The organism is Pedobacter sp. MC2016-14, assembly GCF_020991475.1.
In the GTDB taxonomy this organism is placed as follows: domain Bacteria; phylum Bacteroidota; class Bacteroidia; order Sphingobacteriales; family Sphingobacteriaceae; genus Pedobacter.
This window is the reverse complement of record NZ_JAJMPA010000002.1, coordinates 337,007-356,497: the sequence shown is the minus strand read 5'-3', so window position 1 is coordinate 356,497 and position 19,491 is coordinate 337,007. Positions and strand designations below refer to the sequence as shown.

Annotated in this window: 17 protein-coding genes; 7 read left to right on the top strand and 10 right to left on the bottom strand. The window is 39.7% G+C overall.

Features of this window, described 5'->3' with window-relative positions; all coding sequences use genetic code 11:
* Window positions 1–30 precede the first annotated feature (30 nt).
* The gene (locus LPB86_RS13820) at window positions 31–2,817 is read right to left on the bottom strand and encodes an outer membrane beta-barrel protein (RefSeq protein WP_230644907.1); all 2,787 of its coding nucleotides are present in this window, start codon (window positions 2,815–2,817) and stop codon (window positions 31–33) included.
* A 2-nt stretch (window positions 2,818–2,819) separates the two neighbouring features.
* Window positions 2,820–3,692, bottom strand: coding sequence for a hypothetical protein (locus tag LPB86_RS13815; protein ID WP_230644905.1), 873 nt, complete (start codon window positions 3,690–3,692; stop codon window positions 2,820–2,822).
* 415 nt (window positions 3,693–4,107) lie between these two features.
* Here LPB86_RS13815 and LPB86_RS13810 point away from each other — a divergent pair, with 415 nt between their 5' ends.
* Window positions 4,108–4,431: a helix-turn-helix domain-containing protein gene (locus tag LPB86_RS13810; RefSeq protein ID WP_230644904.1), complete on the top strand. Its 324-nt coding sequence runs from the start codon at window positions 4,108–4,110 to the stop codon at window positions 4,429–4,431.
* Window positions 4,432–4,528: 97 nt separating this feature from the next.
* On the top strand, window positions 4,529–5,011 hold the full coding sequence (locus LPB86_RS13805; RefSeq protein ID WP_230644902.1) for a GtrA family protein: 483 nt from the start codon (window positions 4,529–4,531) through the stop codon (window positions 5,009–5,011).
* On the opposite strand, the gene LPB86_RS13800 is transcribed toward LPB86_RS13805, so the two are convergent.
* Genes LPB86_RS13800 through LPB86_RS13790 form a run of 3 tightly spaced genes read right to left on the bottom strand, consistent with a single transcriptional unit; the run spans window position 4,986 to window position 7,857 of the window.
* Window positions 4,986–5,756 carry a polysaccharide deacetylase family protein gene (locus tag LPB86_RS13800; RefSeq protein WP_230644900.1) on the bottom strand — a complete coding sequence of 257 codons (771 nt, stop codon included), beginning with the start codon at window positions 5,754–5,756 and terminating at the stop codon, window positions 4,986–4,988. The two genes, LPB86_RS13805 and LPB86_RS13800, sit on opposite strands and share 26 nt — an antisense overlap.
* Window positions 5,757–6,689, bottom strand: a complete 933-nt coding sequence (locus tag LPB86_RS13795) for a glycosyltransferase family 2 protein (protein WP_230644898.1) — start codon at window positions 6,687–6,689, stop codon at window positions 5,757–5,759.
* A complete protein-coding gene (locus tag LPB86_RS13790; RefSeq protein WP_230644896.1) occupies window positions 6,682–7,857 on the bottom strand; it encodes a glycosyltransferase family 87 protein in 1,176 nt (391 codons plus the stop codon). The genes LPB86_RS13795 and LPB86_RS13790 overlap by 8 nt, the downstream gene beginning before the upstream one ends.
* Window positions 7,858–7,977: 120 nt before the next feature.
* Between LPB86_RS13790 and LPB86_RS13785 the strand changes: the two genes are divergently transcribed.
* A complete protein-coding gene (locus LPB86_RS13785; protein ID WP_230644894.1) occupies window positions 7,978–10,566 on the top strand; it encodes a phosphatidylglycerol lysyltransferase domain-containing protein in 2,589 nt (862 codons plus the stop codon).
* Between the two features lies 1 nt (window position 10,567).
* Here the strand turns inward: LPB86_RS13785 and LPB86_RS13780 are convergent, their stop codons facing one another.
* The 4 genes from LPB86_RS13780 to LPB86_RS13765 all read right to left on the bottom strand — a co-directional run bounded on the left by LPB86_RS13780 (window position 10,568) and on the right by LPB86_RS13765 (window position 14,382).
* The gene (locus tag LPB86_RS13780) at window positions 10,568–11,299 is read right to left on the bottom strand and encodes an AcvB/VirJ family lysyl-phosphatidylglycerol hydrolase (RefSeq protein ID WP_230644891.1); all 732 of its coding nucleotides are present in this window, start codon (window positions 11,297–11,299) and stop codon (window positions 10,568–10,570) included.
* Between the two features lie 20 nt (window positions 11,300–11,319).
* On the bottom strand, window positions 11,320–11,934 hold the full coding sequence (locus LPB86_RS13775) for an HAD family phosphatase (protein ID WP_230644889.1): 615 nt from the start codon (window positions 11,932–11,934) through the stop codon (window positions 11,320–11,322).
* 100 nt (window positions 11,935–12,034) lie between these two features.
* On the bottom strand, window positions 12,035–13,054 hold the full coding sequence (locus LPB86_RS13770; RefSeq protein ID WP_230644887.1) for a cytochrome d ubiquinol oxidase subunit II: 1,020 nt from the start codon (window positions 13,052–13,054) through the stop codon (window positions 12,035–12,037).
* A 2-nt stretch (window positions 13,055–13,056) separates the two neighbouring features.
* A complete protein-coding gene (locus LPB86_RS13765) occupies window positions 13,057–14,382 on the bottom strand; it encodes a cytochrome ubiquinol oxidase subunit I (RefSeq protein ID WP_230644886.1) in 1,326 nt (441 codons plus the stop codon).
* A gap of 208 nt (window positions 14,383–14,590) precedes the next feature.
* On the opposite strand from LPB86_RS13765, the gene LPB86_RS13760 reads away from it, so the two are divergent.
* Window positions 14,591–15,295, top strand: coding sequence for a ferritin-like domain-containing protein (locus tag LPB86_RS13760; RefSeq protein ID WP_230644884.1), 705 nt, complete (start codon window positions 14,591–14,593; stop codon window positions 15,293–15,295).
* 11 nt (window positions 15,296–15,306) lie between these two features.
* Entirely contained in the window at window positions 15,307–16,158 is an 852-nt protein-coding gene (locus LPB86_RS13755) for a ferritin-like domain-containing protein (protein WP_230644883.1), read from the top strand.
* A 70-nt stretch (window positions 16,159–16,228) separates the two neighbouring features.
* Here the strand turns inward: LPB86_RS13755 and LPB86_RS13750 are convergent, their stop codons facing one another.
* Window positions 16,229–17,104, bottom strand: a complete 876-nt coding sequence (locus LPB86_RS13750; protein ID WP_230644881.1) for an AraC family transcriptional regulator — start codon at window positions 17,102–17,104, stop codon at window positions 16,229–16,231.
* Here LPB86_RS13750 and LPB86_RS13745 point away from each other — a divergent pair.
* Together LPB86_RS13745 and LPB86_RS13740 are read left to right on the top strand one after the other, a co-directional pair.
* Window positions 17,103–18,431, top strand: a complete 1,329-nt coding sequence (locus LPB86_RS13745; RefSeq protein ID WP_230644879.1) for a TolC family protein — start codon at window positions 17,103–17,105, stop codon at window positions 18,429–18,431. The two genes, LPB86_RS13750 and LPB86_RS13745, sit on opposite strands and share 2 nt — an antisense overlap.
* A gap of 1 nt (window position 18,432) precedes the next feature.
* Window positions 18,433–19,491 (top strand): HlyD family secretion protein, encoded by a 1,059-nt coding sequence (locus LPB86_RS13740; RefSeq protein ID WP_230644877.1) that lies wholly within the window; start codon window positions 18,433–18,435, stop codon window positions 19,489–19,491.

The window sequence follows — 19,491 nt, the reverse complement described above, 5'->3', positions numbered from 1 at the left end:
GATTGTTTTATAATTTAATGCGAATTATCGCTACATAAAGCTACCATCACCACGGCGTCTAATTTCACGTCCGTTACGGCCTTTTGCACCAGACCATTTCTGCAGTTTCATGCTTAACTTCAGCATAAAATATCGGCTGGTCTCGTTTACAAAAGTATTGGTATAACCACCATTATCGGTTGCCTCGAAACTCACCACATTATTTTGATTTAACAAATCAAATGCCTGAAAGGTGATTTGCCCTCTGCGGTTAAACAACTGACGTTCCACACTTGCATTAATAACCAGCGGGCTATTGTTTGTATTTCCTGAAATACCTTTAATAAACTGTTTACTTGCATCATAATTCAGCATCCACACATCCCATAAATAAATACGGCCATCCAAATTGGCAGATAAGGTGCGATTACTTGTACCAAACCCTGCAATTGAACTCACCGTTTTATCATAACGATAGCCAAAATTTGCATTGGTCTCAAACCAATCTGTAGGTGTAAACCGTGGACCAAATCGCTGATTGATAGAGGTAATATTTGCGGTATTCAATTGCCCGTTGATCATACTTAGGCTATGGTTATAGTTTATGGTACCATTAAGCTGCAAATTGTATTTACGATCACTAAGTTGTTTACTAATGTTATAGTTACCAGTTAACCGATAAACGCCGTTTACATTTACAAAACGGGTTTCATTCAACGATGCACCGTCAATATCCCTAACCTCTACTAAATTCCTGATTACGGCATTTTTAGTGTAGGCACCTGTTCCGTTAAATGAAAGGTTTAGTTTTGAATTGGCAATGTAATTGTTATAATCTGCCTTGAGCGTATGAACAAAGGTAGCCGCCAGATCCGGGTTACCTACAACCGGACTCCGGGGGTTGGTTACATCTCTTACCGGCTGAATTTGATCAAATGTTGGCTCTACTGCACTTCCAGAATAATTAAAGGAAATTTTCTGCTGTCTGGACCATAAATAATCGAACTTAGCTATTGGTATCAGGTTAAAACTACTACGATTAGTACTGGTACCTAAACTTACTTTTGTACCGGACAACAAAGCCGGAACACCTGTTACGCCGATAGAGAACCTAACTTTAGACATGTTTGACATGCCGTATCTAAAATTCATGGCTACCCGGCCCTGTGTAAACGAATATTTGTAAATATTACTCAATGAATCAATTACACCAGAATAACCATCGGCCATAATATTTCTTGTGGTGGCATTGTTATCGTATCCATTGTAATTTACCTGGGCATTTACTTCAAACTGCGTATTCACACCCAAAGGTTCCACGTAGGTAAAACTTCCTCTATAATTATTCCGTAAGCTTTTACGTGTTATAATATTATTGGTAATAATTTCGGTTCCTCCCGTAGTCAGGTAGGTGAAATTTCTCAGGTATTGTTCCTGGTCCTGATCCTGGTTATTTCGGTTCAGGTCTATTTGAGAGGAAAAATTTCTTCTGTATTTTTTAAAGGTATGCTGATAAAAAGCAGAAATACCTAACTCAGGCGCTGTCCTTGAACTTGAATTTCTGCTGTTACGATCCTGATCCTGACTACCGTCATACGGATTAACGTTGTCCCTGGGCGTGAGTCTTTGAATGGTTTCCGAATTACCACTATTATCAGAAGAAGTGTATTTGAAGGTAGGAATAATTTTCAAATAATCATTAGAATCCAGATTTACTTCAAATTCCAGCTTCAATTCATGGCTTTTAGAATTTGCCAGCGCATTGTTTGTAGTACGGCTAAACAATGGACCCCTAATGGTGTTCACAAGAGACTCTCTCCTGGTTACATTGTCACTATTTGAATTGTTAAGCTTATAATTAAGGTTGTATTCAATCTTATCCTTAACCTTGTCACGAATACTGAAATTTGCCCCGGTGGTCTCTGTAGAACCTTCCACGGCGCTTAAATTTACGAAATCTTTGTAATTTGCATTGAGGCCGATTTGCTGGTTTCCGTTAATCCGGGTTCCAAATAAACCTACATCTTTTCGTTCGTCAGTTCCACCCGCAGCGTTAACGTTTAGCATATTACCAACTGATTTATCTGTTCTGGTGGTAATGTTCAATATTTTCTGCGGATCACCGTCTTTAATTCCAGTTCGCGCTGCCTGATCGCCATAATCATCCACAATCTGAATTTTATCCACAATCTCTGCCGGAAGGTTTTTAATCGCCGTAGCAATGTCTCCTCCAAGGTATTCCTTGCCGTTTAATTTAGCCCTGGTTACAGTTTCACCCTGATGTACTAAACTTCCATCCGAACCTACTTCCATACCTTCCATTTTCTTTAAAAGCTCATCTACGGTTGCGTTTTTTCGTACAATATAATCGCTTGCCTTGTATTCTACCGTATCGGTTTTGTAAGTAATGGAGGGTGTACCATTAATAACCACTGTATTTAACGTGTTGGATTCCTCTTTTAGCACAATCGGATCCATCACAATTCTTGGGATGGCATCGTTCTGCTTAAAACGCATTACAGGAGAGGCCTGATAACCAATACTTGTAATTGAAATGGTATAAGTTGCCGATTTTACATTTTTAAACACATAAATACCGTCTGTATTTGTGCTGGCTTTTAAAGTATCTTTATCTGAGGTAAGGCTAACAGTAGCACCAATTACGCCCAAATCAGTACTGTCTTTTACAATACCGCTCACTTCTCTGGCAGGGAGCGGCGGAGGTAATGTACCTTTAGGTACTTGTGCAGAAGCTCTTATAGTTAATATTAATAAAATACCAAGTAATGCTGTCTGTAAATTAAACAGCTTTTTCGAAAGTTGGATGGAGTACTTCAATGTTATTTAGCTAAAGTATATTTTCCCCAAAAATCTGTTGGACTCATCATTGCCTGGAAGTCGAAACCTCCGCGACCGCCGCCACCGCCACCTGGGCCACGACCACCGCCACCGCCAGGACCCCGGCCGCCACCGCCACCACCAAAACCGCCACCATCAAGGCCAGGCATTTGCAGACCGTTCAATTTAATATTATAAGCAAATTCCTTTGCCGCATCTACAGAAATACCCAATGCCTCCAATGGAATAGCCAATTCGTAGAAAAAAGAATTGTCTTTATCAATATTAGCCACAGCCTTAATCCCGTACTCATTGTAAATGGAAACCAGTGTATCTGATGTGGTTTTAAAACCACTAATCCTAATTTCTTTTACACCCGCCAACTGTGTTTTCTGCATTGCAGCCATCATAGAATCTCTTTGTTTGGTATCCATCTGTCCCGGACGCATACCACCGCTCATGCCCATCATCATCGCTCCCATTCTTCTTCCATTGCCACTTCCTGCAGCATTACGCAAATTAGCCGTATTGATTAAAGGATAGGTTAACGTGATACTCTCCTTTTCTTTCTTTTTTCCATCCGGATTTATGGACAATGTAATCCCGCCAGCCATGATTTTTGAATTGTTGGTCATGTCTGTAGATTTAATCACCAGATATAAATTTTTCTGGTCATTAGTCATGCTGTAAGACAAATCAGTTCTTTTATTGTTGGCTTCAAAAGTATTGTTCCATTCTAAATTTTTACCATCTATCCTAATGCCAGCAGGAGCCAACTTACTTATTTCCTGCACATCAGGCATTTTTTGCGCTATTGCAGTATTTAAAAATCCAATTAGGGCAAGCGTACCAACAGTGTATATGTATTTACTCATTTTTCTCAATTTTGACCTTTAAGACTGTTCAACTCTCAATTGGTTTAATGAAGGAAAATAAAAAACGCATGAAATCACAAAACCAGCATCAAGATGAAGAAAAGTTAGGGGTAATCCGAAGGTAAGTGAAAGGTAAGTTGAAGGAAACCGGAAGATTACATCGTCTTTTAGTCGCAGTTTCATCGGGGTTTGTTCGTCTATAAGCGAAGAAACACCGATGAGACACCGTTTAAAAAGCATTTAAAGATTGAGCTAAACCTCCACTTTCCTCCTGCTTACCTTAAAGTTTAGCCCAGCTTATCTTCAAGATTCTATAGACATGATGTAAGAATTTTAAAATAAATTGTGGTTTTTCGAAAAATAAAAAACAAAATACAGATTGATAACACTGGAGTTATCATTATTCATAAAATATATGAAATTAATCACCTCAAAACTTAAAGAATTGCGACGCTGCAACAATTTTAAACAAATTCAAATTGCAACGCAACTACAATGTTCCGTTGCTTCCTATTGTAAAATGGAAAAGGGCACGGTAGACATTTCTTACACCAAATTAAAGCGACTATCCGAAATTTACGGTGTCAAATTACATGAACTTTTCCTGGACAATGCCGACCCTAAAGACGACACAAAGACATTCATCTCTCTGCAACAGATAAAAATTAGTGGCCTTCAAAATGAAATTGTGATACTTCAAAATAAACTCATCCACCTGTATGAGGAATTCAGGAACTAACATGTTGAAAGATTAATTATCTTTAGCAAATGAAAGGCAGGGGAACAATAACGAGAATAAAGCTGAAACTGCATGATCTTAAAGCACATAAAAGCTGATGAAAAAAGCAATACACGCGATAATCGATTTCTTTTACCCTCCCTTTGAAAAATATATCCCCCGGCAGACGTTCAGATATGCCGTTTCCGGGGGAAGTAACGCAGCACTCAATCTATGTATATTTTTCCTCAGTTATAATTTCATATTCACAGATAATGTCGTTTATTTCGGGAACATAGCACTAACCAGATACATTGCCGCATATGCCATAGCTTTATCTTTCAGCTTTCCTGTTGGCTTTTTACTCAATAAATATATTGTATTTCAGGAATCAGATTTAAAAGCAGAAGTACAATTGTTCAGGTATGCAACGGTTACCGCAATGAGTATTTATTTTGATTACGCATTGCTCCACTTCCTGGTGGGCTACCTGAAAATGTGGGCAACCCCCGCACAAGCGTTAATTATAGTCATTTTATCCCTTTTTAGTTACTTCTTCCAAACGTACGTTACATTTACAAAGAAGAAACAAAAGCACTAATTGTACCAGTTGGATAGTTGTTTAACTTTATCCATTGCATAAAATTATCCATTCTTGTCACCATCTGCACACCCGAATTACGGCTTACATAGCCAGGAAAACCAAAACGTTCCTGATCATGGAGATCTGTAAACTCCCAGGGATGAAAATATACATTCAGGTAACCATCTTTTTTATAGGTTCTTTTAACCAGGTATTTATATAACCATAAGGGCAAATTGTGAAATGAGAGCCAGAATAGAGGAAAACGCATCGGGCTTACCGAAGCGGGAATTTGTATTACACCCTCCTGATCAAAATACGTTCTTGATACTTTCAGGTTATTGTACCTTCCGGGTAGCCAGGTAGGATTAATTGAGCTGTTATACACATAACCTGCTTTTTTAATTTCTTTCTCATCAACAGGCATCATTCTGGCCATACGATAACCTTTTATCTCCCGGCCCGACAAGCGCTCCAGTTCTTGCCTGGATGTCAACAAATGCTCTGGTATAAAATTAGAATGGTAATATCCATGTGAGGCAAGTTCATGCCCTTCATCATTAATCCGGCGCAAAATTTCGGGTGCATGCTGTGCAAAAGTGGCTGTGCAAAAAAATGTCGCCTTAAACTGATACTTAGCCAGTAGATCTAAAATCAGATTGGTTCCTTTAGTAGAAATACTAATCTGATCTTCAAAACTAATTGTACGGCCATATTCAAAGGCCATATCAAATTCTTCAATGTCAAAACTTAACAATACCATTTAGTCCTTTTTCAAATTTGATGAGCTGATGATGTAAGTTGGCCTGTTTTTGCCTTGCATAAACATTTTGCCGATGTAGATTCCAATAATGCCTAAGATGATGAGCTGTAAACCACCAAAAAACACAATGGTCATGATGACAGATGCCCATCCATCTACTTCTTCGCCCCGGTAAAAAGCATGCAGTACATAGGGAACATACAATATAGATAAACCAGAGAAAATGAAACCTAAATATACCGCGGAATATAGGGGCTTAATGCTAAAAGAAGTAACGCCATGAATGGCTAATTTCATCATTTTACGAAGGTTGTACTTACTGGAACCGGCGTAGCGTGTTCCGGGAATATAGTCTATGGCAAATTGCTTAAATCCTAACCATTTAATCAGCCCTCTGATAAAAGGCTCATTTTCGCCAAAATCCCTGAATACATCAATCACTTTTTTATCCAGCAACCTAAAATCTGCCGTACCGGATTCTATTTCAATATCTGATAGGGCATTGAGTAATTTATAATAAAGGGCAGATGATTTTCTCTTTTTATAAGACAAAGATTTATCTTCCTGCCTGCGGGTATAGACCACCTCAAATCCTTCTTCCCACTTTTCCAGCATTTGTAAAATCAGCTCTGGCGGGTGTTGCAAATCAGCGTCAAGGGAGATGACGCAATCTCCTTTTGCCTGATCAAGACCTGCTTTTAAAGCTGCCTGGTGACCAAAATTTCGGGAGAACTCAATATAGAATATATTCGGTTTTACAGCCGCCATCTTCTTTATTACGGACAGTGTTTTATCTCTGCTTCCATCATCCACCAGAATAATTTCAAAAGCATAAGTTCTTTGCATTAAAATTTGCTCAAGACGATCTATGATGACAACAATATTATCTTCTTCATTATAAGCAGGAATTACTACAGAAATCAATTTATCCATTTTTAAGGGGCTGTGCTGAGGAAACGTAATTTTTAGTCAGCATTTGGAAAGTTAAAAATAACCAGATTAAAACACATGGCAGGGCCTTTAAAGAATAAGGCTTGATATAATTATTTCTTACAAAGGCAGGAAACAAATCTGAGGGAGATAGGCTGGTTAAGAGCAATGCGAAAATAAACAAAGCAATAATTACAGGACCTACAGGGCGATCCTGGATCATAAACCAAATGGCAACGCCAACAAATGCAATGATATAAGTGGGCGACTCGGATGAATTGCTGAAGATTACGGCAAAGATCAAAGCGGAAGACAAATACATCATCCTGAAAATTTCTGATTTATATTGTCTGATACGAAGATAAGGTAAAGTGAAAAGTACTATGCCTGTTAGCAGGAAAGGCAAGTTTGACAATCCTGCATTTCCGCTGATCCTCCTGGCCATTCCCATTACAGAAATATCCTGCATAGATACCAATGAGGCATTCTGACCCTGTTTTTCTGAAAGAGAAAGGTACCATTCCTGGTATTGTGATAAAATATATTGAGGAGAGAAGAAAAACATTGGTAGTATTAAAAATACCAGTCCCCAGAAAATGCAATAAGCAATAAAATGAGGCTTCTTTTTGACAAAAAAGAAAAAGGCAAGTCCTACAATACCATAAAGCTTTACAAATGTTCCAAAGGCAATAAAAAAGGCAGCCCAAAAGTTTTCTTCTCTATTAATCAATGTATAAGCCAAAATAATTACCGCGGCAATAGAAGCATTAAACTGCAGCCCAAACATTGCTGTTAACAATTCATGTACTACAATCCAATATACAGCATTCACTTTTGAACTGCTTAATGGCAACTGCTTAATGGCAAAATATAAAAATAAAGTATTTGCAATCTGCCAGAGCAAAATGCCCAACCAATTTGGCAATACGGCAAAAGGTGCAATCAGCAGACTAAAAAAAGGACCATAATGATTACTATCCTGGTACTCATTTGGATATTCAGCATAAAGATTGACCTGCTCAAGGGCATGGTTAAAAGTATACTTGAATATGAGGTAATTGTTAAACGTTCCTTTATGGTACTGTTTTAAAGCAACTACTACTGCCAGCAGCAGCCAAACAAACAAGATGAAATACCTGTTGTTTAAAAGCTTAATTATCTTCTTACCCATACCTTGTTAATGGCTGTAAAATTGCGAAATTAAAATCAATTATATCATAGATTTTACAATTCCTAAGTCGGCAATTAGATTTTTAAGAAACTTAACCTTAATTTTTTTAAAATTGCAGTTATGCACAAGGCTAAACAATACCTGTCAAAACTTATCTATAACAAATTCTTCTGGCAATTTTTCGCTGCAATGTTCATGTTATGCATGGCTGCCTTCTTCATCAGACAAGAGCACCTGGAGGTGATTAAGATTAAAGAACAGCTGGAGCATAGCGATCCTTTTTTTATAGGTATCGGCCTCGTTTTAACTATCGTATATGTACTGGCACAGGCACAAATGTATGTACACAGCTTTTCTGCGTTAAATAAGAAAATACCGCTTTCACTTGCCCTAAGGCTTTTTTTAAAAAGAAATTTAATCAGCATTTTTCTTCCTGCAGGCGGTTTCTCTTCGCTGGTATTTTTCACCAAAGAAATAGAAGCCCGAAACATCACAAAATCTCAAATCCATCTTGCCTCTACCTTGTTTGGTTTTTGCGGTATTCTATCTGTGGTGCTGGTTGGAATTCCCGTCATTGGTATTGCCTTACTTTTTACCCATTTAGGAACTGCGGAACTACTTAGCTTTGCCTTTTTGCTGTTGCTAACCGCAACACTCATTTTCTTAATTTATTCTATTGCTAAAAAAGGGGTTGCCTACAAATGGCTGGGCGCAGTCCGTCCTTCTATCGTCACCATTCTCGACGATATGATTGATGAAAAGGTAAACCGCAAGCAATTCTGGATGACTTTACTGGTTTCAGTTGGCATCGAACTGATTGGCATTGTACACCTGTATATTGCGATGCTGGCCTTAGGCTTGAACGCAAGCTGGCCAGCCGCCATTATTGGCTATATGGTTATGGTGGTCTTGCTTATTGCCTCCCCCTTTCTTAGAGGAATTGGCACGATAGAAATTTCGCTTACCTTCATCTTACAGCAATTTGGCTTTCCGGTACTCGCTGCCGCAACCATCACTCTACTCTTTAGATTTTTTGAATTCTGGCTTCCCTTACTAGCCGGCATTTTAAGTTTTATCACAAAGAAAGACAACCTTATCTTACGGATTCTACCCGCCTGTATCATTCTTGTTTTAGGCATTGTAAATATCATTTCAGCAATTACGCCAGCTATACCCACACGACTAAGATTAGTAAAGGACCTTTTGCCAGAAGATGTAATCATTACCAGTAATGCACTGGTACTTGTATTCGGACTGATCCTGGTGATGATTAGTATCTTTCTGCTGCAGGGTTCAAAAAGAGCCTGGTATGTAGCTTTAACCCTTACAGCTTTCTCGGTGATTGGGCATCTCATTAAAGCAGCAGATTTTGAAGAGGCAATTCTTGCTTTTATTGCGGGTTCATCCTTGTGGTACACCAGAAGTTTCTACAAACTAAGGCCCCATCCAAGGTTCATTTCTTTTAATTTTCTCGTTTTACTTTACGCTGTACTGGCTGTATTGGCCTATGGGGTACTTGGCTTTTATTTTATAGACAAAAGACATTTTGGGTTAGATTTTCACCTCGATCAGGCAATTGTAGCCGTCATTAAATTATTTTTCCTGGTAGATGACTCTGCACTAATTCCAAGGACAAAGTTTGGTGAACGCTTTGAATATTCCATTTACGCTGCCGGGGCCGGCTTGATCATGTTTGTAATTTTTAGTCTGCTAAAGCCTTATTTTTCCAAGCCTTACAATACAGAAGAAGATTTTAAAATTGCCGGGGCATTACTTAAAAAATTCGGCACCTCTGCGCTGGATTATTTCAAAACCTACCCAGATAAATTTTTGTATTTTAATGCTGAAAAGACGGCTTTCATCAGTTTTAAGGTAACCAGGCATTTTGCTATTGTGCTGGAAGACCCTGTTGCGGAAAACGAGCAGATTAAACTCGAAATGCTTCACAGCTTTGAACAGTTTTGTCAGGAAAACGGCTTCATTAGTGCATACTACAGGGTGCCAGAATCTTCATTGGAATTTTACAAATCATCCGGACGCAAAGCAATTCCGATTGGTGAAGAAGCCATTTTAGACCTCAGTACTTTTACAATGGATGGCGGAAAAATGAAAACTACCCGGAGTGCTGTAAACCGTTTATCTGCCGAGGGGTATTCGCTCAAGGTATATCAGGCACCTGTTAAAGAGGGCGTACTGCAAAAACTGGAAAGCGTATCCCTGGAGTGGCTTAAGGATTTAAATCAAAAGGAAGTTGCTTTTACTCAGGGGGTATTTGACATCCCTATTTTAAAAGAACAGACCATATTAACCATAGAAGATGAAGAAGAGAAAATTTATGCTTTTTTAAATCTTGTACCGGATTATGCAGCCGGAGAGGCAACCTACGACCTGATCCGTAAAGTTTCTGACGCACCTAACGGCATACTGGACATGCTACTGGCTAAAACTTTCCTCTATCTCAAAGCTGCTGGTTACACCTCCGTAAACATGGGCCTTGCGCCCCTTTCCGGAATGGACGAAGTAAATGTTACCCAAAAGACCATCAAGTATGCTTACGAGAACTTTAAAGTTTTTGGTCAGTTTAAAGGGCTTAGAAAATATAAGGATAAATTTTATCCGTCATGGGAAAAGAAATACCTCATTTATAGCCATAACTACCATCTGCTACAAGTTCCCAGGGCTTTAAAAAGAGTATCTGAAGGACATTAAACTATAAAAATCTGCGTGACGGACGCAAGGAAGCTACAATTTGTTCGTATCCCGAAGTTTCGTACCGGTGTCCACCGGGTACCGTGCCAATAGAAAAATTATCAGCCTTAACTAAAGCCAGGGCTTTAGGATTTTCTGCTTCTCCATAAAAGCAATAGATAGGAATGGTAATTTTCTCTACCTCCTGCCGCACTTTATAAGGGTGGTTATCGTCAGCAAGATTTAACAATTCCGACGTATGGACCATAAAATCTGATGTAGCAAATGGAGAAAGCATTTGCAATGCAATCACTTTATTTTTGGTTGCCAAAGGCAGGCGGTTGTATATAAAAGGAAGCACATCTGCACCAAAAGAATAGCCGCACATGTAAATTCTATTTCCCTTGTAAAGACCGGTATATTTTTTAACAAGTAATTGCACGTCTACTGCGGTCTGCTCCGGTGTTCTTTGTTCCCAAAAGTAACTTCTTGAATTAAAACCTACCACAAAAAAACCTCGTTTAGCATAGGCCAAAGCAAGTTGATCTTCAAAATCTATCCATCCGCCATCTCCGGAGAATAAGAACAATATCCGTTGAGAAAAAGGATTACCAGACGGATAAGTAATTACCGGAAGGCCAAAGTCATGCTTTTCAATACCATGATGGTTCCCCTTCCGGTTCCTGAGCAATAGGCCACAACCAGAAAAAAGGAGTATAAAAAAGATGCCTGTTGCACTCAGCCAAAACTTCATCTTAAAGCGGAAACAAAAACCTAACCAAAAGTAAGTTGATCTACCCTAATCCAGTGCATATTAGCGGCCTCCGCTGCTTTTATACCAGGCAAACCATCTTCAAACACAAGACATTTAGAGGGTTCTACATTTAAAAGTTCAGCTGCCCTGAGAAATGGATCTGCAAATGGTTTTCCGCGTTCCGTATCACCTGAGCAAATCAGCACTTCTACCAAATCCCGGATGCCTAAAATTTCAAGTGTTCTTTCTATGCCTGATTTATCACCACCCGATACTACGCCAATACGCACACGCCCCGCATTTAGCTTCAGGTGATCTACCACATAATCAATAGGGGTAATTTTTTCAAGAAATTGCTCCCTGTAAACCTGCGCCTTTCTGATCCTGAATTCTTCAGGAACCATATTTGTTTGATAACGCAGGTTAATTTCCTCTACCACATTTGTGATGGGCCAGCCCGCCAGTTCATCAATAATCTTCGGATCAAAAACTACGTTATACTCCCTGGCCACTTCTACATAACTCTGCGTGTGTGCAGGCATATTGTCTGTGAGGGTACCGTCACAATCGTATAAAAAAGCCTGGTAATCTCCGGCTGATAACTGAGAGAGTTTTAAAAAATTGGATTCATTCATTGTCTGCCTCTATACGTTGCTAAAAAATCTAAATTAATCAATTACTACAGCACAGATGTTTGCCACATGTAAATATTCGAAAATTAAGATCAGCTATGCTTTAATGATCGCCTGTATATGGTTTCTTTTTTTGAAAAATATAAATTAGGTAACCAAGTGCCGGTAAAATAAAGATACTCCCCAATAACAGGGCGATGCCCAAAGAGGCAATCGTTTTATTCTGTCCATGATGCATTAGCAAAGAAAGTCTGGCACCATGTTTCATGACTACAATATTAGGAAAGTGGGTATAGGTAGCCGCGAAAAGGATCATGGTAACCTGAAAGCCGGCCAACAACCTGCTCAATATTGGTTTTTGGGTTTTGAGTGCCCAGAATAATATCCCTAAGGATAAACTTGCAGAAGTAATGGCAATGCTGCCTAAGGTATGTCCGAAAATCCAGGTAAATACCGGGATATTTTCAGCATATGCAGCAGCAAAAACAAGAGCCCCGGATACCATGACAGCAAAAATAGAGCGCTTTGCCTTTCTGGTAAACAACATGCGGTCAGCTTCATTATCTGTTTGCCCAATGATAAAAATGGCGGCAAGGAAACCACAAATGCTAACCGTAAAAATCCCCACGGCAACAGAAAACCAGCTTAACCAGCTAAAGATGTAAGCAGCAGCAAAATCACCCGCCTGCAAATCTATCTGTGAAGAAACAGCACTCGCAGCAATGATCCCTAAAAAAAATGGGGTAAGAATACTGGAAGCAATAAAAATTCGGGTATACACCTTCTGCCAATCGTCTTTTACCGCGTCATAATTTCTAAATACAAATGCGGTGCCCCTGGCAATAATACCCAGCAGCATGCAAACCAGCGGTATATGCAGATAGATGGAAACGGTGGTATAAATTTTTGGGAACCCCACAAAAAGAATTACAATAACAATAATGAGCCACATGTGATTGGCTTCCCATACGGGGCCAATGGCTTCGTACATGTTTTTACGCGTACGTGCACGGTTACCTTTAGAGGTAAAAAGCTCAATGATTCCTGCACCAAAATCAGCGCCACCGAGCAAAATATACAATAAAATGGAGGTCCAAAGAAAAACGATCACTACATATACCATATTTATTGATTTTTAGGGCTGGAAGAATCATACAATTTGTCTACCATGGTAATTTGTCTAAACAACAGCAAACTTACAATCAAGGCTAAAGAAATATACACTGCAGTAAACAGGTAAAAAGACCATGCTATACCCGGCATCGGCGTTACCGCATCTGCAGTACGCATTACCCCGTAAATAATCCAGGGTTGCCTGCCTACTTCTGTTACCGTCCAGCCTGCTTCTAGGGCAAGGTATCCCATCGGCGTAGCAATAACAAACAACTTTAGCAGCCAGCGACTGTTTATCCAGCGCTGTTTTTTCCATAATGCAATAAAATAGATCAGCGCTAAAGCCATCATGGCCATTCCCAAGCCTACCATAATTTGAAATGCATAATGCACCACTGCTACTGGAGGTTGGTCTGCCTTTGGAATTTTATCTAATCCTTTTACCTCTCCGTTAAAATCTCCAGTTGCCATAAAACTTAAGGCTTTGGGGATTTTCAAGGCATATTTAACGGTTTTAGTTGCCGTATCCGGAATACCACCTATTACCAGTCCTGCTCCCTTTTCGGTATGAAAATGAGCCTCCATAGCTGCCAGTTTAGCCGGTTGCCTTACCGCAATTTCTTTGGCGGAGATATCACCACTAATGGGTTGGAGACAGGCTGCTATAGTAGCGAAAATAGCGGCGATCTTAAATGCTTTGGTATGGAAATTTATATTCTTACCTTTTAAAATCATGAGCGCATGAACCCCGGCAACTGCAAACCCTGTAGAAACAAAAGCCGCAATACACATGTGCAGTGCCTGAGAAAACCATGCCGCATTAAACATGGCTTTCATTGGATCGATGTTCAGATATTGCCCCTGAATAAAGTCGAACCCCGATGGACTGTTCATCCAGGAATTAGCTGCTACAACAAGAATGCCTGAGGCCAATCCTGTAATTCCTACTACCAGACCCGTAAACCAATGAAACCATGGGTTAAAACGGTTCCATCCATACAGATAAAAACCCAAAGCTATTGCTTCGATAAAAAATGCGGTTCCTTCTAAAGAAAATGGCATTCCAAAAATCGGACCGGCATGTTCCATAAACTTTGGCCACAAAAGCCCAAGTTCAAAAGACAATACTGTTCCGGAAACAGCTCCGGTAGCAAAAAATATGGCTACACCTTTACTCCATGCCTTGGTAACATCCAGAAATACAGGGCTTTTTTTCTTTAACCAAAAGTAGTGGGCGGTACACATAAAAAATGGCATCACCATTCCTATACAAGAAAAAACGATGTGAAAGCCTAACGAAAAGGCCATCTGGAGACGGGCAGCTAAAAAATCATCCATATCTATGAATTTGTGCTATAAAAGTAATGCTTATTCAGCTTTTATGTAGAAAAAACACTTGCTCTTTACCCTATAAAAGAATGAATATGAATTGATAATTTATTTGCAAATAAAAAAATAAAGACAAACCAATAAAGAATATTTATCAAAAATCTAAAACCGCTTCCGTTTTTCCGGCGTATGTCACCATAATCTAATCTACAAAACTATGAAACAACAACAGGAACAAGATCTGCTTCAAAAAGACAGCAGCATCTTAAATGCAACATTACAACGACGCTCCTTTTTGCAATATGCAGGGGCAGGAATTGCAGGCGTAGCACTTGTAGCAGCAGGCTGCAGAAAAGACCGGGGATTTGAAAGCGAAAGTGGAGTGAACTTAGGCAGTGGTGACATTGGTATTTTAAATTATGCCTATGCGCTTGAGCAATTGGAAGCTGCTTTTTACACGCAGGTTATACAAAATCAATTTACAGGAATTACTGCTACAGAGGTTTCACTTTTAACAGACATCAGGGATCATGAGGTTGCTCACCGTGAATTTTTCAAAAATGCAATAGGAACTGCAGCTATTCCTGGTCTGGAAGTAAATTTTGCGAGTATTGATTTTACCTCACGTACCAGTGTACTGGCTACTGCAAAAGCCTTTGAAGACCTGGGTGTATCTGCTTACAATGGCGCAGGTAAACTCATTAAATCAGCTGACTACCTAACCATTGCAGGTCAGATTGTTTCAGTTGAAGCAAGACATGCAGCTTTGATCCGTGATTTAATCAGCAATGGAACTTTTGCCGACAACACCGTTGTGAATGCTAGTGGTTTGGATACATCCAGAACTCCTGCGCAGGTACTCGCTATTGCAGGTGCTTATGTAAAAACTAAAATTAACGCAAGTAACTTACCAACCTCTTAACCTGAACTGCCATGAATATTGTAAATATATTAGAAGAAATTGAAAAAGTAGACGGCGAAATTTATGAACGTTTAAGTCCTCGCCGGGCTGCCATGAAACAGTTTTATAGCTTTGGATCAAAAGTTGCATTAGCCTCCGTGCCATTGGCTTTAGGTTCTATGTTCAAAAAAGCCTACGGACAAACCAATACGGCTGTAATAGGTGTATTAAACTTTGCCCTAACGCTGGAATACCTGGAATATCACTTTTATGACACGGCATTAGGTTCTGCCCCTTTACTGCTTTCTGGATTAACGACAGGTTCTCCAGCCCGTGGTGCCATTACCACCATCCGCGATCATGAATTGGCACACGTTAATTTGTTGAAAGGTGCTATTTCTGCCGCGGGAGGAACTCCAGTAGCATTCACTGCTGCACAATTTGACTTTACCGCAAGGAATACATTTCCGACAGTAATGTCAGATTATCCTACATTTTTAGCCGTAGCCGCTGCTTTTGAAGATACAGGTGTAAGGGCATATAAAGGCCAGGCTGGCAATTTAATGGGTAGCCCATATTTAGAAACGGCTTTAAACATCCACTCTGTTGAAGCACGTCATGCTTCACACATCCGTCAAATGCGCAAAGCAACTGCGGGTGGTGGTGTAAATATCAAACCCTGGATTACTGGTGTAGACAATACTACAGGCACCCCGGTTGCTGCTATTTATGCTGGCGAAGGTCAGACCGTTCAGGCCAATGGCAAGATTACGATTACCAACATTAATGGCACAGGAATATCTGCCAACGCAGCGTCAGAAGCATTCGATGAAATTTTAACAAAAGAGGCAGTATTGGCTATTGCTGCTCCTTTTATAAGATAATATCGTCATCCTTTACGGTATAAAATCCTATCAGCAGGCTACCTAAAAAGGTAGCCTGCTTTATTTTTGCTCAAAGATTAAATTTAAGGGAAGAAGGGCGCATGTTAGTCACCTGATAAAAAGCCTTACTAAAAGAAGATAGGCTATTGTAGCCTGTTGCATAAGCTATTTCGCTGGTGCTAAGTTTATTTTGAAGCATCATTTCTATGGCCTTAACTACACGAAGCAATTTTAAGTACTGTAAAAAGGAGATCCTCATCACTGACTGAAATAACCTGGACAAAGTACGTTCGCCAATACCAAATTTATCACTCAAAAGCTCGAGCGTTACCTGAAGGTGGAAATTTTGGGCAAGGTAAAGTATAATTGGCCTTAGCCGTTCATCATTGGTGGTGGGTAAAGCGATAGGGAAAGTCTCTTGTCCCAATTGAGGTAAAATGTTTTTTATAGAAGCCAAAAACTGAAAGGCATCCGATCCTCCTTCAATCACACCGTTGTACCTCTCGGAGAAAACAATCATTTCCAGAAGTAGGTTATTTACCGGATAAATCCCCAACCTACTGTAAAACGCATCTTTATCATCATTATTGGTGTAGAAATAAAGGTTTCTGGTAATTGTTACACTGTGCCTCACTTCTAAATAATGGGCTAGTCCCTGGGGAATCCAGACATAATGCCTGGCAGGAATAACGTATTTTATATTTTCTATATAAATATAAGCAATACCACCTTGCACATACGTAAACTGACCTTTACGGTGCACATGAAAGGGTAATTTTCGCTCAATTCTTTCATGTACTACGTAAACCCCATTTGGGTGCGCATCAATTGCATCTAAATATTCGCTAGCACTAAGCATCATGGCTGGAATGGACAAATAATTGGCAATATAGACAAAATTACATTGTAATGCTGATGTTACCTTTGTGTATTCGAAATCTACCATGTATCTCTTTAAAAAACACCATTTAAAAACCCGGATTTATCTGCTGCTCATCCCCTTATTTTACACCTATAATACGGTCAATGCCCAGGTAAACCCAACCCCACTAAACCAGATTTGGGAAAAAGCACTTGCTTTTAACAAAACCATACAAATGCGAAATCTTCAGGTAGCAGCCACAGACGAAGCAATTAAGGACGCTCGCGCAGAGCGTTTACCAGAAATAGAGGTAGAAGCTGAGTATGCGAAGGTAAGTAACATGCCTATTTACGAAAATGGGCTCTTTCATACCCATTCTCAATTTGAGGTGCTGCACACTGCTTACGATTTTGGGGGCAATACTTATTTGAACCTGTATAATGGCAACAAAACAAATTTAAAAATTAAGGAAGAAAAGGATAAAAAGGAACTGGCAATTGCGCAACGTAACCTCAGTACATCAGAAATCAAACTGAGCGCAACAGCCTACTATCTGGATTTACAAAGAAGTAAAATCTTTAAGAATTTAGTACTGAAAGACATTAGCGATCAGGAAAAACAACTTGAGGAGATCAAACAACTTCTAAAGAATGGGGTGGTGCTAAAAAGTGACGTTTTACGTGCCGAACTTAAGCTGTCAAGACAAAAGATGTCACTCGTGCAACTGGACAACGACATTGCTATTGCCAATCAAAAATTAAATATTCTCATTGGCAATCCAGATGAGGAGAAGATAAATCCTGATACCGTTATACATTTTAATTACCCCTTAAAAACTTACCAGGAATATTTGACAGAAGCCAGCGAGCACGCCTGGGAAGCCCAGATCTCGGAACAGGAAACCAAATTAAGCAAACTGGAGCTTCAAAATACCAGGTCGCCGGCATTAAAACTTGGCCTGTTTGCCAATTATGCTTATTCCTACCCACAAATCAGGTTCTACCCTTACGCAATTTCATTATATGGCTTAGGCTTGGGCGGTATCAAAGCCAGCTATTCCATATCTTCCCTTTACCACAATAAACACAAAGTGCAGGAGGCCGAAATCAACTATAAACGTCAGGAAATTGAACATTTAGCAACTGCGGATGGGGTTAGACAAAAAGTAAATGAAGCTTTTTTAAGGTACCAGGAGGCGCTAACCCGCATAAATGTTGCACAACAAAACATCCATCAGGCCGCAGAAAACTTTAGGATTGTTAACAATACCTATTTTAACCAGCTATCTCTGTTAACGGATTTACTGGATGCAGACACGCAATTATTACAAACTAAATTTGATCTGGCAGCGGCACAAATAGCAGCACAGCTTCAATATTATCAACTACAAAAAGCCATAGGCAACCTCTAATATGAGCACTCAAAAGAAATATACGAGAACTGATCAACTGATTACCAAAATAACGGCCTGGATTGCAGGTATCATTGCACTTGTTTTACTGGTATGGGGCGTACGTACAGTTTTTCAAATGTACAGTTATGAAGATACCAACGATGCCCAGATAGAGGAATACATCAATCCAATTACATCACGGGTTAGCGGCTTTATACACACCATTAAATATGAAGAAAATCAGGATGTTAAAAAGGGTGACACGCTACTGATTATAGACAACAGCGAATATAAACTGCAACAGGAAGAAGCTGAAGCTGCATTATCCAATGCCCGGGCGCAGATTGGTGTAATGGAAAGCAACGTGCTTACTACCTCAAGGGTATCAGCAGCAAGTGCATCACAAATTGCCGCAGCAAAAGCGAAACTAACCAGACAACAGCAGGACTATGAGCGTTACGCTAAACTTTTTAAAGTAGAATCTGCTACCCTGCAGCAGCTTGAAAACAGTAAAGCTGCATTGGATGTAGCCAAATCTGAGTACCAGTCTGCAATAGAAAACTACGAGGCTTCTCTATCCAAAATTAACGACATCAAGGCCCAGAAGGGGGTGTATGAATCAGAGATTAAACGCCGCCAGGCATTGCTAAACAGGAACAAGCTTGATGTCGGTTACACCATTATCCGCGCTCCTTATAATGGCAAGATGGGCAGAAGAACCATACAGGAAGGGCAGCTTATTCAGGCAGGGCAAACCTTAGCGTACATAGTTGACCAGGATGCTGGCAAGTGGGTAATTGCCAACTTTAAAGAAACACAAATTTCCCAAATGCACATCAACGGAACTGCAGAAATTACAACAGACGCATATCCGGACCATAAATTCAAAGGGAAGATTGTATCCCTTTCGCCTGCAACGGGTGCCCGATTTTCGCTTTTGCCGCCAGATAACTCTACAGGAAATTTTGTAAAAATTGTACAGCGCATCCCTGTTAAAATTAAACTTACAGAAAACAAAACGGTAATTGAAGAGCTGCGTGCAGGAATGAACGCTAACGTAAGCATTGTTAAGGACTAA